Annotated in this window: 12 protein-coding genes; 6 read left to right on the top strand and 6 right to left on the bottom strand. The window is 63.0% G+C overall.

Annotated elements, in window-relative coordinates:
- Positions 1–5: 5 nt before the first annotated feature.
- From ACVENA_RS14260 to ACVENA_RS14250, 3 genes are read right to left on the bottom strand one after another with little or no spacing between them, the layout of a single operon-like run.
- Positions 6–3284, bottom strand: coding sequence for a carboxyl transferase domain-containing protein (locus tag ACVENA_RS14260; RefSeq protein WP_449325893.1), 3279 nt, complete (start codon positions 3282–3284; stop codon positions 6–8).
- Positions 3285–3287: 3 nt separating this feature from the next.
- Positions 3288–3722: a hypothetical protein gene (locus tag ACVENA_RS14255; protein ID WP_449325892.1), complete on the bottom strand. Its 435-nt coding sequence runs from the start codon at positions 3720–3722 to the stop codon at positions 3288–3290.
- The gene (locus ACVENA_RS14250; RefSeq protein WP_449325891.1) at positions 3719–5227 is read right to left on the bottom strand and encodes an MFS transporter; all 1509 of its coding nucleotides are present in this window, start codon (positions 5225–5227) and stop codon (positions 3719–3721) included. The genes ACVENA_RS14255 and ACVENA_RS14250 overlap by 4 nt, the downstream gene beginning before the upstream one ends.
- Positions 5228–5403: 176 nt before the next feature.
- Here ACVENA_RS14250 and ACVENA_RS14245 point away from each other — a divergent pair, with 176 nt between their 5' ends.
- Entirely contained in the window at positions 5404–6057 is a 654-nt protein-coding gene (locus tag ACVENA_RS14245) for a TetR/AcrR family transcriptional regulator (protein ID WP_449325890.1), read from the top strand.
- On the opposite strand, the gene ACVENA_RS14240 is transcribed toward ACVENA_RS14245, so the two are convergent.
- The gene (locus ACVENA_RS14240; protein ID WP_241940809.1) at positions 6050–6871 is read right to left on the bottom strand and encodes a phytanoyl-CoA dioxygenase family protein; all 822 of its coding nucleotides are present in this window, start codon (positions 6869–6871) and stop codon (positions 6050–6052) included. The two genes, ACVENA_RS14245 and ACVENA_RS14240, sit on opposite strands and share 8 nt — an antisense overlap.
- 319 nt (positions 6872–7190) lie before the next feature.
- On the opposite strand from ACVENA_RS14240, the gene parS reads away from it, so the two are divergent.
- The 5 genes from parS to ACVENA_RS14215 all read left to right on the top strand — a co-directional run bounded on the left by parS (position 7191) and on the right by ACVENA_RS14215 (position 11740).
- Positions 7191–7622 (top strand): type II RES/Xre toxin-antitoxin system antitoxin, encoded by a 432-nt coding sequence (gene parS, locus ACVENA_RS14235; RefSeq protein WP_449325889.1) that lies wholly within the window; start codon positions 7191–7193, stop codon positions 7620–7622.
- Entirely contained in the window at positions 7619–8056 is a 438-nt protein-coding gene (locus ACVENA_RS14230) for an RES family NAD+ phosphorylase (RefSeq protein ID WP_449325888.1), read from the top strand. Before parS ends, ACVENA_RS14230 begins: the two co-directional genes overlap by 4 nt.
- Positions 8057–8256: 200 nt before the next feature.
- On the top strand, positions 8257–9771 hold the full coding sequence (istA, locus tag ACVENA_RS14225; RefSeq protein WP_021238707.1) for an IS21 family transposase: 1515 nt from the start codon (positions 8257–8259) through the stop codon (positions 9769–9771).
- Positions 9758–10486 carry an IS21-like element helper ATPase IstB gene (istB, locus tag ACVENA_RS14220; protein ID WP_031304487.1) on the top strand — a complete coding sequence of 243 codons (729 nt, stop codon included), beginning with the start codon at positions 9758–9760 and terminating at the stop codon, positions 10484–10486. The genes istA and istB overlap by 14 nt, the downstream gene beginning before the upstream one ends.
- Positions 10487–10714: 228 nt before the next feature.
- A complete protein-coding gene (locus tag ACVENA_RS14215; RefSeq protein WP_449325887.1) occupies positions 10715–11740 on the top strand; it encodes an IS110 family transposase in 1026 nt (341 codons plus the stop codon).
- 776 nt (positions 11741–12516) lie between these two features.
- On the opposite strand, the gene ACVENA_RS14210 is transcribed toward ACVENA_RS14215, so the two are convergent.
- Positions 12517–14721, bottom strand: a complete 2205-nt coding sequence (locus tag ACVENA_RS14210) for a CoA transferase (protein WP_449325886.1) — start codon at positions 14719–14721, stop codon at positions 12517–12519.
- Positions 14718–15128 (bottom strand): GFA family protein, encoded by a 411-nt coding sequence (locus ACVENA_RS14205; RefSeq protein ID WP_449325885.1) that lies wholly within the window; start codon positions 15126–15128, stop codon positions 14718–14720. Before ACVENA_RS14205 ends, ACVENA_RS14210 begins: the two co-directional genes overlap by 4 nt.
- Positions 15129–15184 lie beyond the last annotated feature (56 nt).

Genomic DNA, 15184 nt, shown 5'->3' with positions numbered 1-15184 from the left:
TTTCATCACCAACTGTCGATGAACGGGCGCTTTTTCTTGCCGGTTCGCACGGGGGCGGGAATGCTTTCGAGCCCCGCGACGATATGCGCCCGCGTTTCGGCGGGGTCGATCACTTCGTCGAAGTCGAAACCCATCGCGGTGCTGATCGCCTTGCCGTTTTCATAGGATGCGGCGACGCGCTGTTCGTACCAGCGCTGCCGCTCGTCAAGATCGGCGATCGCTTCCATCTCCTTGCGGTATCCCAGCTTCACTGCACCCTCCAGTCCCATGCCGCCGAATTCGCCGGTGGGCCACGACAGGGTGAAAAAGGGCGCCTGGCTGTGGCCGCCGACCATCGCCATCACGCCAAGGCCATAGCCTTTACGCAGGACGACCGAGAACAGCGGAACCGTCAGGTTCGGGCCGGTCACGAACATCCGGCAGCAATGCCGGATCAGCCCCGTCTTTTCGGCTTCCGGGCCGACCATATTGCCCGGCGTGTCGGCAAGAACGACGATAGGAATGTCGAACGCGTCGCATAATTGCATGAATCGCGAGCATTTGTCCGCGGCATCGGCATCGACCGCACCGCCCAGATATGCCGAGTTATTCGCGATGATGCCGACCGGGCGGCCCTCGATCCGCGCCAGCGCGGTAATCGCCGCGCGGCCGAATTTTTCACGAAGCTCGAGGACCGAGCCGATGTCGGACAATGTCTCGATGATTTGGCGGACATCATAGGCCCGCAGACGATTTTCCGGGACCATGCCGCGTAGAAGCCGCTGGTCGGCAACCTCCCACGTGGGCAGGCGTCCCTGGAAATAGGACAGATATTTCTGCGCGATCCGCACGGCATCGGCTTCGTCTTCGGCCAGAATGTCGATGACCCCGCCCGCCGCCTGGACATCGGCCGGGCCGACCTCTTCCGGCGTGTAGACGCCGAGGCCGCCGCCTTCGATCAGCGCTGGTCCACCGACGCCCATCGTGGTGTCCTTTGTCGCGATCACGACGTCGCAGCATCCCAGCAAAACGGCGGCGCCGGCGAAGCAGCGGCCGTTGGCGATCGCGATCTGCGGCACAAGCGCGCTCAGGCGACCTTGCAGCGCAAAGGCGCGCGTATTGAATATGCCGCCGCCGGCTGGCCGGTCGGTGTCGCCGGGGCGACCGCCGCCGCTTTCGGCAAACAGGATGACGGGAAGCTGCCAGCGCTCGGCCAATTCCAGCATTCGGTCCGTCTTTTCGTGATTCTTGAGGCCCTGTGTGCCGGCCTGGACCGTATAGTCGTATGACATCACGACGCAGCGCGACGCATCGGCGCCGAATATGTCGCCGTTGACCCGCCCGATCCCAGTGACCATGCCGTCGGCTGGCGTCGTGCGGACGAGGTGATCGACCGGATGGCGCAATCGTTGGCCCGCGATGACCAGCGAGCCATATTCGATGAAGCTGCCTTCATCGACGATGTCGGCGACGTTCTCCCGCGCCGTCCGATATCCGCGGGCCCGCCGCTTCGCGACGGCATCGGGGCGGGCGGCATCAAGCGTCAGCGCGCGGCGTGCCTGCAATTCGGCAAGGTCGGCGCGAATATGGTCGGGGTCGAAGTCCGCGCTGGCCTCGATCGCTGACAGGCCGACATCGGCTTCCTCGAAGAACAGGATGGGATTGCCCTCCGATATAACTGCACCGACCGCGTGCGGCGATAGCCGGACATAGCCTGCGGTTGGCGCGGTTATGACATGTTCGAGTTTCATCGCTTCCATGATCGCGATCGGTTGGCCTGCCGCGACCGCCTCGTTCGCTTCCGTCAGCAGGGCGATGAGCGAGCCGGTCATCGGTGCCGCGATCGCGATCGTTCCGGCGGGCGCTTCCATCACGCGATCGGGCGATTGTGCTTCGTCGGCGGGGCTGAGCGACGGATCGGGCTTCAATTCGTTTGCACGTTCGAGAAGCAGATCCAGATTGTGCTCGATGAACAATGTGTCGAACGTCCCGCCCGCGACCTCGGGATGCTGCAATAGCGCCCGCAGAAAGGCGAGATTGGTGTCGATGCCGTCGATGGAAAACTCGCCGAGAGCGCGGTCGGTCAGCCGCGTCGCGCTCGCGAGACCTCCGGTCGGCGCGGTGACGATCACCTTGGCGAGCAGGCTGTCGAAGCGGGGATTGGGCTGATATCCTTGGCTGCCGCAGTCGTCGACACGCACGCCGGGGCCCGCCGGCACTTCGTAACGGCGGATGCGGCCTCCGGACGGCCGCGGCATCCCGTCCGCGCCAATCGTTTCCGCGTTCACGCGTGCCTGAATGGCAATGCCGCGCGGGGCTGGAATCCGATCCTGCAGCAGGTCGAGGTCGCGGAGCGACGCTCCATCTGCGAGCATCAACTGGATATCGACCAGGTCGAGCCCGGTAACGGCTTCGGTCACCGTATGCTCGACCTGCAGCCGGGCATTGGCTTCGATGAAGTAAAAGCTGCCGGTATCCAGATCGACGAGAAACTCCACCGTCCCGACGCCGCGATACTTCACGGCCCTGCCGATAGCGATGGCGGCATCGAACAGTCGGTGGCGCAGCGCCATGTCGAGACCGGGTGCGGGGGCCATTTCGACAATCTTCTGCCGCTGACGCTGCAAGCTGCATTCGCGGTCCCACAGATGGACGACGTCACCGGTGCCGTCGCCGACGATCTGGACTTCGACATGACGCGCGCGGCCGACGAGCTTTTCGCAATAGACGGCGTCCGATCCAAAACCGGCGAGCGCTTCCGAACTGCAGCGCCGATGCGTGTCGGCGACTGCCTCGCGATCGTTGATCGGCCGCATGCCGCGCCCCCCGCCACCGGCCACCGCCTTGATCATCATCGGGCCGTGACGATCGAAAAAGGCGAGGGCCTGTTCGACGTCGACCGGCCCGTCGCTTCCGGGCAGAACGGGAATCCCGGCCGCCAGCGCGATCGCGCGGGCCCTGGCCTTGTCGCCGAGCGACGCCAGCGTCGCGACCGTGGGGCCGACAAAGACCAGGCCTGCCTTTTCACAATGCCGGGCAAGTTCAGCGGACTCGCTCAGGAAACCATAGCCGGGATGGACGGCATCGCAGCCTGCTTTGCGCGCTGCGCCGACGACCGCCTCGACATCGAGATAGGCGGCGGGGCCAGTTCCGGGAAGCGCGACCGCCTCATCGGTCCTGCGGATGTGCAAGGCGTCGCCGTCGTCAACGGAATGGATGCCGACGGACAGGATGTCGCGAGCGGCTGCTGCGCGAGCGATACGAACGGCAATCTCGCCACGATTGGCTATGAACAGTTTCTGCATGATCTAGGCCGCCGTTTCGCGCGCGATCGTGTCGTGAAGCTGGCGCAAGACCGCCATCACCGGTTCCGACGCCTTGTGGTTTCCGACGCGGATCGTCATGCGTCCCTCGGCAATCATCGCGCGCCGGTGATCGTTGGCCGCGTCCAGCATCTCCTTCGTGGCGCCGTCATAGATCAGCATCGCCCCCGGCAGCGCAGCCGCATGCTCGGCAACCAGCGCAAAATCGGCGTCAGGGTTGGGCGCATCGCTGAACCGAACCGCGCCGTCTTCGATCTGGGCGGCCCAGAAGCTGGTTCCTCCCTCGGGAGGAACGGAGGTAAAGGTTTCGGACAGCGAGAAATGATGGCCTGCCAGGCGGTCACTGCTGTCAGCGACCAGTTGTGCCAGCAGCTCCTTGATCCGTTCTATCCACCGTGGGTCAGCAAAATTCATCGTCATTCTTTCGATTCCAGTTCGTGCAGGATGCGGGCATGCTTGTCGCGGTCGAGGTCGTAGAACCACATGATCGACATCGCGATTGCGGTGAAAACGAGCATCATGGGGCCATAAAGAAGCGCCAGATGGACGGCGGCGTCGCGCGGCACGGCGTCGACCGCGACGCCTTGGGGGAAGCGGATCAGATCGAGCGCGACCCCGGCCAGCGCCCCGCCGAGCCCCAGCGCCGCCTTCCGCGTGAACGCGCTGACCCCGAACAGAAAGCCCTCGCTGCGGCTCCTGAACCGCAGCTCATACGCATCGGCGATGTCCGCGAGCATGGCGCCGGCAATCACCATCGCCGGGCCGCCGGCAAGCGATGCAAAAAAGGCCGCCGCGGCGAGCAGGGCGGTCAAGGCTTCGGGGCTGTCGGGAGGGGTGAGGAGGCCTGTCTCTCGCAGACCTATCGGTGCCACGTTGAGCGCGACCGATAACACGACCGATGCCACATAGGCCGTGCGCTTGTCGAACCGGTCGGCCAGTGCGCGAGCGAACAATGAGCCCAGCATGAAGCCGAAGGCCGCGCCGAGGAACACCCACTGGATCCCCCATGTCGGCAGCTTCCAGTAGAACGTGTTGACGTGCACCGCGAGGGCCGCCTGCACGCCGCCGAGGACATAGGAAATCAGGATCGCGATGAAGTAGATCGCGAAGGTGCGGAGCCGGAAAGCATTGACGAGATTGCTGAGCATCGGTTCGTGAAACTGGCCGCGGCCTTGCGACTGCATCCGGGAATAATATTGCATCGCACGTTTTTGGGTTGTTGCGGCGGACACCAGAATCGCAATCAGCGCAATCACGCCGCAGGTCAGCGCGAGCGGGGGATAGGCCGCCTCGTTCAACTGCCCCTGCGGATATTCGGGGGTCGCGCGAAAGAATATGCTGAAAGCGACCGCAAGGACGATCAAGCGCCCCGTAAACGCAAAGATATTTCTGTAGCCGGACACCGAAATCCGCTCGTCGAAATCGGTCGAAAGTTCGGCGCCGAGCGCCATGTGGGGGATGAAATAGAAGGATTGCATCAGCCGGCAGAAGGCGGTGAAACCGAGCAACCAGAAAAACGTCCCCCATTGCCCGAGGCCTGCAGGCGGATCGAAGAGCATATAGAGGGCGAAAGCGAGCGGTATCGGCGCCAGATAGAGATAGGGATGCCGGCGGCCGAGCCGCGTAGCGGTCCGGTCGGACAATTGTCCGATCAGCGGGTCTGAAATGCCATCGAACAGCAAGGCGATCAGAAGGGCGAGACCGACCAGCGAGCCCTGCAGCCCGATGACCTGGACATAATAGAAAAAGAGAAATGTCTCGAGCGTCGCGGTCTTCACGCCCTCGGCCATTTCACCGAGGCCATATCCCAATTTCGTCCTGATCGAGAGCCGGTCGGCGCTCCTGTTATCGCGAGAATCCCCACCGATATCGGGCGAAGGCGTGGCATCGATGGCCGGGGGCAACCCCGGGACAGCTTCCTTCATCCTGCTCTCCACTTTTCACGCCCATCGATCGCGCGCGAATCTTATGGTAATACGTTACCAACGGCATGCCATCGCGCGATCGGCTAGTCAATGAGGTGGGTTGCAGGAGGTGAAACAGACGATATAGCGGCGGTGTTATGACGGATGCCGAAGACGGGGTGGGCCGGGGCGGCCATATGTTCGATAAGCGAGCTGTGACCTTGCTGGAGGCAGCGCAGGCTATTGTTCGCGAGACGGGAAACTTCGATCTGCCGATGCGGACGCTGGCGGCGCGCGCGCAGGTCAGTCTGCGCACGCCCTATGAGGTATTCGGGTCGAAGAACGGCATCATCCGCGCACTGCTCAAATCGGAACAGGAAGAGTTCAGGGAGATCGTCAGAAATTACCGGTCCATCGATCGGCTCGAGATGTTCTTCGACCGGACGTTGCTCGGCATGGAGTTTTATGCGCGCGAGCAGCCCTTCTATCGGGCGCTGTTCCGGGCAACCCAGGCGTTTTCGGGCGGCGACGAAACCGAGCCCGCGCGCGAGATGCTGCCAATCTATGCCAATATGGTTCGCCGGGCGATCGAAGAGGGCTTCCTGCGCGATGATCTGGACATCACGAATATCGCCGAAATCCTCACCGACCTGTTTGCGGCGAACCTGCGCAACTGGGCGTCCAGCGATTTCGACATCTGGCTCGCCGGACAGAAAATCTGCTTTGGATTTTCGCTCGCGCTTGCCGGCGTCGCTATGCCGCAATGTGTCGAGCGGCTGCACATGAGCGCCCGGACTTACGACAAAGCGATTCAGGATTATCCCGGCGGAGCAGCGATCCCCGTCAGGTAATCCCGCGCTTCTGCCAGAATTCCGACCCGTGGACCTGGTCGTATGTCTTGCGCAGCAACTCGCGGTCGTTCTGTTTGAATGTCGGACTGCGTCCGAGGAAGATTTCCCGGCCCAGCAAGCGGGGGAGTTCGGGGTCCTTGCCGGCGAACCAATCCTCGCCCAGATGGTCGTAATTCTCGATCGGCTGCATGCCGATCCGCGTATACGTCATGTGCAGAACGACACGCTCGCCGGGGATCTGGCGTGGGTAATTGCCGTGCCATACCGATCCGTCCCACAGGCAGATCGCGCCCTTGGATGCGACGATGGGTTGCGCGCCTTCCGGCTCTGCGCGTTCTTCGGGCGATGGATGACGCTTCAGCTTGTGCGAACCCGGAACGACAAGCGTCGCGCCGGATTCCTCGGTGAACTCGTCGGTGACCAGGCAGGCCGTGCACATGATCTCCCATTCCGGGAAGGGTGCGGGAAACCAGCTATTGTCCGCGTGGAGACCGAGAGAGCCTTTTCCTGCGCGCCGGCGCGAGCCGGACAATTGCGAGAAAAGTGCGCCTTTGCCGAGTAGATACTCGACCAGTGTCAAAAGCTTTGGCGTCGATATGGCGTCGGCAAAGATGGGGTCCTCGCCCAATATCGTGAAACGCGTCGGGGCTTTTTCTTCATCTCCTGCCGCCACGGTGCGAATGATTGCCTCACGGACGTCATCGACAATCCGGTCGGTGCGCTCGTCGTGGAATATGGTGTATCCCCACCGGTCCAACTCGGCGACATTCTCCTCGAGCCCTTGTTCGATAATGCGGTCGTGCAGCTTTTGCATGGCATTTGATCTCCTCTGTCGGGAGATAGGTAACACGTTACCAATGCCGCGCAAGATGTTTTCTCTGTTGGCGCATGACGAAAGCGCGCTCCCACGCCGGCAAAATTCCGTGTGTGCGCAATGCCCGCAGTCTCAACACCCACTATTAACCCATCAGCTCATTGCTGTGCCGTCGATAGCGAGGTCCACTTCTCTCCGTTTCTGGACTGCGCGTTTCCCCTTGTGGATAGAAGACCGGATTTAGCGGCTTGCCGATTGCCCCCTGCCAACCTATATCTGCAATATGCCGGTATCAGATCGGCATATTGTGAGGTGTAAGATGACGGCGGTTGCACGAATTCAGGAGTTGCTTGGCGGCGAGGCGGTGACGGGACCGCTTCACAACGAGCGGGATATCGTCCGCCTCGTGCGTCGCGGCGTGCCGACCCAGGCGGTAGAGCATTTTTTGGAAGCAGCCGGGCTTCCGTTCAATCTGCTTGACCCCAAGGTCATCAACCTTCGCACCTTCAAGCGGCGCAAGCAGGCTGCGCAGCCACTGGAACAGGACGAGTCCGATCGCCTGCTGCGCGTAGTCGGCATCGTCGCCGCGGCCGAGGAAGTATTCGGCAATCCCGACAAGGCACAGCACTGGCTGAACCGCAAGAACCGCGCTCTCGATGACGAGACGCCTCTCGCGATGGCCGATACCGACCGCGGCGCGCGTGCGGTTGAAGCCCTGTTGGGACGGATCGAGCACGGCATTGCTGCGTGATCGTCTATCGGCTCTGCAAGGCCGCCCATATCGCATTGGACGGGGAGGGCGCCCGTCTTTGGGGCGGGCGCTGGAACTCGGCGGGCCGGCCCATGATCTATACGGCAGCAACACCCTCTCTCGCGGTTCTGGAGATACTCGTGCATCTCGACCTGCCCGCCGAGTTGCTCCCCGATGATCTGCGTCTTCTGACTATCGAGGTTCCGGACGATGCGCCATCGTATCAGTTCGATGCCGATCCCGCCGACGATGCAGCGTGCCTCGCCCAGGGTGATGCCTTTCTCGTCAATGGAGAAGCATTATCTCTTCGGGTGCGAAGTGTCGTTGTGCCGCAGGAATGGAATATCCTGCTCAACGTCCGACACGCCGAGATGAGCCGGGTGACGATTATTGCGAACGAACCGTTCCAGTTGGACCCGCGTCTCATTCACTGAATCCCAGCTAGGCTCGGTTTCGGGGATCCTCCTATCAGCGAGGCACCGTCGCGCTTGGAGCGTGGACTGTGATAACAATTGTGGGTGAGGATCAGCGTGCAATAGGCACCCCCTTCGTGGGGTGATCGGCGTGCAAAAAGGACCCCTTCATCCCGGGGATTTAGTCGGCCGACTGGTTTTGATCAGTTGGCGAGAACGGGATGTTGATCGTGGAGACAGTGGTTCGGATTCGGCGTGAGCATGCAGCGGGTAAGGCGATCAAGGCGATCGCTCGTGACCTTCGTTTGTCGCGGAAGGTCGTCCGCAAAGCGATCCGGTCGCCGGAGGCGGCGTTCAACTATCAGCGCAAAGTCCAGCCGCTGCCGCGGATCGGTCCTTATCAGGATCGTCTCGATGCGCTGCTTGAGGAGAACGAAGGTCGCGGCCGCCGCGATCGGCTACGGATGACGCGTATCCATGACCTGCTGGTGCGCGAGGGGTTCGATGGATCCTATGATGCGGTGCGCCGCTATGCGGCGCGCTGGCGTGCTGCGCGGCGGAAGGATGCTGGCGAAGGCGCACCGGCGTTCATCCCGATGACCTTCCAGCCGGGTGAGGCCTACCAGTTCGACTGGAGCCACGAGGATGTGGAGATCGCCGGCAAGCCGATGCGGGTGAAGGTGGCGCATATGCGTCTCTGCGACTCGCGCGCACCCTATGTCCGGGCCTATCCGCGCGAGGGCCAGGAGATGCTGTTCGATGCCCATGCCCGGGCGTTCGCGTTCTTCGGCGGTGTGCCGCGACGCGGTATCTACGATAATATGAAGACGGCGGTGACGGCCGTGTTCACCGGCAAGGAGCGTGTGTTCAACCGCCGCTTCCTGATCATGACCGATCATTACATGGTCGAGCCGACCGCCTGCTCGCCGGCGGCGGGATGGGAGAAGGGCCAGGTCGAGCAGCAGGTCCAGACGATCCGAGGCCGCTTCTTCCAGCCGCGACTCCGGTTCGCCAGCCTGGCCGAGCTCAACGGGTGGCTGGAGGCCGAGTGCCGGCGCTGGGCCGAGCATCATGCCCATCCCGAACGCGGGGATATTACCGTCGCCGAGGCGCTGGATATGGAGCGACCGGCCCTGCAGCCGATCCTGGCACCGTTCGACGGCTTCCATGAGAGCGAGCATGCCGTCACCGGCACCTGCCTCATCAGCTTCGATCGCAACCGCTACTCGGTCATGTCGACGGCCGCACGCCGGACCGTTCAGGTGCGCTCCTATGCCGATCGCATCGTCATACGCTGCGGCGATGCGATCGTCGGGGAGCATGAGCGCCACTTCGGTCGGAACCGCACGATATACGATCCCTGGCATTATCTGCCGGTCCTCGCGCACAAGCCCGGCGCGCTGCGTAACGGCGCACCGTTCCAGGACTGGGATCTGCCGCCCGCCCTGCACCGATTACGGCGAAGGCTCGGCACCGGGGACGAGGCCGATCGCAGGTTCGTGCGGGTCCTCTCGGCGGTGCTCACCGATGGCCTGGAGCCGGTAGAGGCTGCCGTGCGCGAAGCGTTGGCGAACGGAACGGCCAGCGACGAGCTGATCCTCAACATCCTCTCCCGGCGCCGCGAGCCGGCGACACCCCACAGCATCGTCACTTCGGAAGACCGGATGCTGCAGCATCCTCCGCTCGCCGACTGTGCCCGCTATGATCTGCTGCGAGGCTATGATGCAGCGGCATGATATGATCGACACGATGCGCGGCCTCGGACTCAAGGGCATGGCGGCGGCGTTCGACGAGGCGGTCACCACCGGCCTCCAGCGCAAGCGCACCACCATGGAGATACTGACCGACCTGCTCCGTGCTGAGGCGACCCACCGGGATGCAGCCTCCATCCGCTATCGGATGACGGCTGCGAGGCTGCCCGTGGTGAAGGACCTGGAGCGGTTCAGCTTCGAGGGCACACCGATCAATGAGGAGATGATCCGCTCCCTTCACGATGGCTCCTTCCTCCCGCCTCGCCGCAATATCGTGCTGGTCGGCGGCACGGGGACAGGCAAGACCCACCTCGCCATCGCGATCACCGCCAATGTCGTGCGAAGGGGCGCTCGCGCCCGCTACTTCAACACCGTCGATCTGGTGACACGCCTCGAAGAGGAGACCCGGATCGGCAAAGGCGGGACCCTGGCGGCGCAGCTGTCGCGGCTCGACCTGATCGTGCTCGACGAGCTCGGTTATCTGCCGTTCGCCCGCTCGGGAGGGCAGTTGCTGTTCCACCTCATCAGCAAGCTTTATGAGCGGACCAGCGTCATCATCACCACGAACCTCGCCTTCGGCGAATGGCCGACCGTGTTCGGCGATCCCAAGATGACCACGGCGCTGCTCGACCGCGTCACCCACCACTGCGATATCGTCGAGACGGGCAACGACAGCTGGCGCTTCAAAAACCGCAGCTGACAGCCACCTTCGGCGCCTTCAAAAATCTATCTTGCGCTGCGCGCGCCTCCGGTCGGGCTACGCCCGCCCTCCGCCGCACGCAGCGCAAGGCCATCTTCAACAAACCAACATCATATCCGAAAAAGGGGGTCCCTCTTCTGAACACGATGACGTAATTGCTGCCGTTGTTCTCATTTGGGCGCGACAGCTGCAGGATGCGAGAAATCATCGTAACGGAGGAGCATCGCCATGAAGCACTATGTCGGACTGGACGTATCGCAAAAGGAAACGTCGATTTGCATCGTCGATGAGGCAGGACGGCCCATACACCAGGGCCGGGTGAAATCCGATCCGGGCGTGCTGGCGGCGGTCATCGCCAAGAAAGCTCCCAATGCCGAACGCGTCGGCCTCGAGACGGGCGCCATGTCGAGTTGGCTCTGGCATGAACTCAAGCGCACCGGTTTGCCCGTGGTCTGCATCGATGCGCGTCACGCCCATGCGGCCCTGTCCGTTCGCATGAACAAGAGCGACGAGAATGATGCTCGCGGTTTGGCGGAACTCGTCCGGGTCGGCTGGTATCGGGAGGTTGCCGTCAAGAGTGAAGAAAGCCAGACCGCGCGATCCATCCTCGTGTGTCGATCCCGATTGGTACGGGTCCGGCGCGACCTCGAAAACCAGATGCGGTCTATGCTGAAGGAATGCGGTCTGCTCTTTCCACGCGCTGCCGGCGGGCAATTCCAACGGCGGGTCAACGACCTCATCGCCGATGGCCATGCTCTCGGCCCCATTCTTCGGCCGCTGCTATCCGTGCACCAACAGACTTGTAGCGAACTGGAAAAGATCGACCGAACAATCCGCGACCTTGCGCGAGAGGATGAAACGACGCGGCGGCTCATGACCGTGCCGGGCATTGGCGTCGTCACGGCCCTGACATATCGTCACACGATCGACGATCCAACCCGTTTCCAGAATGCGGCAAAGGTTGGCGCTTATCTCGGACTTACGCCCCGCCGAAAGCAATCGGGTGAAATGGACGTCACGGGAAAAATCTCGCGCTGGGGCGACCGGTTGTTACGCGCCTATCTGTTCGAGGCGGCCAGCGTGCTGCTCCATCGAACCAAGCGGTGGTGCTCGCTCAAGGCGTGGGGGCTGCGGCTTGCGAAGCGAAGTGGCATGAAGAAGGCGCAGGTCGCGGTCGCCCGAAAGCTCGCCATCATCCTTCATTGTATCTGGGTGGATGGAACCGAGTTCGAGTGGGGGAAGCAGCCTGCCTGACCGTCATACCCACCCTGAGATTGCAGGCCTGACGCCAGACCTGTGATGATCCACCGGGACGGTGGTTGCGGTGACCTCGTTCAAACGGCTGCGGACTTCCAGGACCGCGTTGCGCACGTTGAGGCATCCGACCCGGACATCATCATGAGGCATGACCTCGAAAAGGACCATGACCCCGGTTCGGATCAATATGCAGGCTTGACAGATACCCGCAATTAAAGGGCCGTTTGACAATTGTGGGCTGAACTCGATCCGGCAATGTGGGACGGCCAAGCCGACAATGTGCAGAGCGGTCGCTTATGTGCTGTCTCACTCCATCCCATTTGATGCTGAGCTGGTCGATAATGGGGCTATAAAGTGCCTCTACAGCCCAAGAAGAGGTCGGTGATTTTGCTGGTAGATTGGCAATATTAAGAATATTCCTGTTTAAAAACAATTTGTTGATCTGGCATGCCGAATCCTGCTGCCCCTGCCAGGCCGGCGTCGCAAAGGGTCTCATGAGGACCCGGGACGTCCCACTCGTTGCAGCACAAAGTCTTCCGAAGAATGCGCCCGGAGGCGCCCAGGATTTTTGGGTTTCTTCTCCCAATCGCTAAACGCCGGGATTTCGAATCGCCAAGCGTTAGAAAATTTGGAGGCGGTTAGTGCCGGCGACGCTCGAATTAATGCCGCGGGTTCGAATCCTGAGGGCGAATTTCGACGTTCGAATGGCTGTTTTCGCCCGATCTGGTCCATGCAATCTGTCCGACCGCGACTGGAAAACTGCCGTTGTAAGGTCATGAAGCGGCCGCTGGTCGAGCGTGCTCGTTGCGATCATCCAGATGCTTGCGGATCGTTTCGAACACTTCGTTTTCGGTCGGTTGGAGGATATGTGTTTCGACGAGCCGCCCGATCTCGGCTTCGCTCCTGCCTAGCCACTCGCGCACGATGTCGATGCTCTGCTCGCCCGCAAGCGGCGCCGGGCTCGAAGGGGAGCTGCTTTCGGACAGGAAGCGCGCCGTATGACGTTCGGAAATGACCGGCTCGGCCAGATACGGGTGCGCGTCGCTGCGAAAGCTGCCGCGCTGGCGATAATAAGGAAAGCCAGTCAAATCGGCGACGCGCAGCATGGGAGCCGCAGCGATTCCCTTCGCCTGAAGCCCCTTTGCCGCCGCCATTGCGTCCTGGTCTGCAACCGCCATGGCAATATCGGCAAGATCGCTTTCATCGCCATCGACCGTGACGACGCACCATGCATCGTCGCCGGTCGCGGGGAGAACGGCGGAGACTGGCTCGCTGCGGCCGCCGGGCGCGAGATAGGCGGCGAATTGCGCCAGCATCACCTCGGCCTGCGACACGCTCGCGCTGCCGCCGCGCCCCGTCCGTTCGCGCCGGATGAGCAGCGCCAGCGCTCCGAGGGCGCTGATGCGGCCGGCGACATGATCGGGATAGACCGTCACCGCGTCGCTGAAACTTTCAGGATCGTCAGGATAGCGCCACATATGCGTGAGGCCGGTGACGGCGCGGACAAGCGGTCCGTAACCGAGCCGCCTGGCCCAGGGGCCCGTCGGACCGAAGGCCGAGCTGTCGGTCATGACGAGATGCGGGTTGATCGCCGCAAGCGTCGCGGCATCGAGGCCGAGCGCGTCGAGCGTGGCCGGCTTGAAATTCGACAGCAGGACATCGGCTTCGCGCACCAGATCGAGAAAGAGCGCGCGACCCTCTTCCTGCCGCAGGTCCAGACCCAGGCTGCGCTTGTTGCGATGACCCGCCGCAAAGCTGACCGACAGACCATAGGGGAGATAGGATTGCCGCGATCCGTCGGGAAAGGCGGCGCTCTCGATCTTCACGACATCGGCGCCGCCGTCGGCGAACATCCGGCCGGCTTCGGCACCGACGACGATGACGCCGAGGTCGAGAACCTTGAGACCCTCGAACGGACGTGCGATCTCGGCATTGCCCGGTGTCGGCGCTTCGCCCTCTACCCCTTCGCCGAACCGACCCATGCGAATGCCGTCGATCGTCAGCACGCCGTTCGCGACCAGCGCGCGTGTGCCATCGGGAAAGGATGCGTCGGTCAGGGCCTGCCGCGCCGCAACCTGCTCGCTTGCGGCGAATTCCGCAAAACTCAACAGGCCGGCGATGGGAACGCCATGCGCCTGACCTTCGGCCTCCAGCTCGGCGCGGGTGCGTAGCCGAAAGAAATCGGCAAGCGCGGCCTGCAATTCGGACGATTGCTGCCGCGTGCTGATCTTCATGAACTCGGGGCCGGCAAACGCCTCCGGCTCTCCCATCCAGCGGAACATGCCCTGCCATTGTCGCGGGGCGAGGATGCAGATGCGGACCTGTCCATCGATGCAGGGAAAGATCGGATATTGGGTTCCCCTGGCGGGGCGGTCGCGCGAGAGAAGATGGACGGGGCGTCCCATCGTCGCGCTGCCGTTGACGCCGTAACCGGGATCGAGCGCCTGCATCGCGCCGTCGAGCGCCGAAAAATCGATGCGGTCGCCGCGTCCCGACCGCAACGCCTTGTACCAGGCGGCGAGCACGACATAGGCGCCCTGTGCCGCGGCGCATTGCCATGCGAGTTCGCCCGGCGGGAGCAGCGGTGGGCGGCCGCGAAGGCCCGATCGCGACAGGCTGCCCGACAGCGCGTGCAGCACGGCGTCGCTGGCTTTCCATTCGCTGAAGCTGTTGCCCGTTCCGAAATTGCTGACGTGCATCAGGACGAGCGCCGGATTGCCGGCCATCAGGGCGTCATGGTCGATTGCCGCCGAAGGGGGCGACACAATGATGTGCGCGCGGCGAAGTAGGCTTTCATCCGGGGCGCCGGAGTGGACGATCTTTCCGACATTGGCGGCAACGTCCGCAGCATCTCCCGTCGCGGCGACGAAGCGGTCGACGCGCGCGCCGAGTTCGGCCAGATAGCGCGTGATCGGCGCGAGCGGCCCCTCGACGAGATCGACGACGCGCAGCCCCGACAGCGGGCGATCGGCGCTCATGCCGGGTTGCGTGGAAATTGCGGCAGACCGGCGGGGATCTCGACCCACGGCAGCGCTGACGAGGTCCAGACGTGGATGGCGGGGACGAACCGGCCCGGATCGTCGGCGGTGCCCGCCTTGACGATCGCCACCTTGGGCGATGCCGCCGATAGCGAGCGGATCGGCGAGCCGCACGCCGCGCAATATTGTCGCAGCACCGGCTGGCCGCTTTCGGTGTCGCGATCCTCCCACGTCGCGACGTCGCCCGTCATCTGCATCGCCTCGTCGCGGACGACAACATTGACCGAAAAGGCGCTGCCCGACTGGCGGCGGCAATTGCTGCAATGGCATACGGCGACGGCGAGCGGATCGCCCGTCAGGCGGTATCGGACGGCGCCGCAATTGCAGCCGCCTTCGATTTCGGACATCGCTCGCTCTCCCATTTCGCTTTTCGTGCTTGCGCTTTTATCTAACGTCGTTAGTT

The sequence above is a fragment of the Sphingopyxis sp. 550A genome (assembly GCF_053569535.1).
Note: the sequence above shows the minus strand (reverse complement) of the source record. Positions and strands in the feature narration are given on the sequence as shown.

Coding starts and splice junctions, on each gene's coding strand:
- ACVENA_RS14260 (WP_449325893.1), bottom strand. CDS start 3,284: ATGCAGAAACTGTTCATAGCCAATCGTGGCGAGATTGCCGTTCGTATC.
- ACVENA_RS14255 (WP_449325892.1), bottom strand. CDS start 3,722: ATGACGATGAATTTTGCTGACCCACGGTGGATAGAACGGATCAAGGAG.
- ACVENA_RS14250 (WP_449325891.1), bottom strand. CDS start 5,227: ATGAAGGAAGCTGTCCCGGGGTTGCCCCCGGCCATCGATGCCACGCCT.
- ACVENA_RS14245 (WP_449325890.1), top strand. CDS start 5,404: ATGTTCGATAAGCGAGCTGTGACCTTGCTGGAGGCAGCGCAGGCTATT.
- ACVENA_RS14240 (WP_241940809.1), bottom strand. CDS start 6,871: ATGCAAAAGCTGCACGACCGCATTATCGAACAAGGGCTCGAGGAGAAT.
- parS (WP_449325889.1), top strand. CDS start 7,191: ATGACGGCGGTTGCACGAATTCAGGAGTTGCTTGGCGGCGAGGCGGTG.
- istA (WP_021238707.1), top strand. CDS start 8,257: ATGTTGATCGTGGAGACAGTGGTTCGGATTCGGCGTGAGCATGCAGCG.
- istB (WP_031304487.1), top strand. CDS start 9,758: ATGCAGCGGCATGATATGATCGACACGATGCGCGGCCTCGGACTCAAG.
- ACVENA_RS14215 (WP_449325887.1), top strand. CDS start 10,715: ATGAAGCACTATGTCGGACTGGACGTATCGCAAAAGGAAACGTCGATT.
- ACVENA_RS14210 (WP_449325886.1), bottom strand. CDS start 14,721: ATGAGCGCCGATCGCCCGCTGTCGGGGCTGCGCGTCGTCGATCTCGTC.
- ACVENA_RS14205 (WP_449325885.1), bottom strand. CDS start 15,128: ATGTCCGAAATCGAAGGCGGCTGCAATTGCGGCGCCGTCCGATACCGC.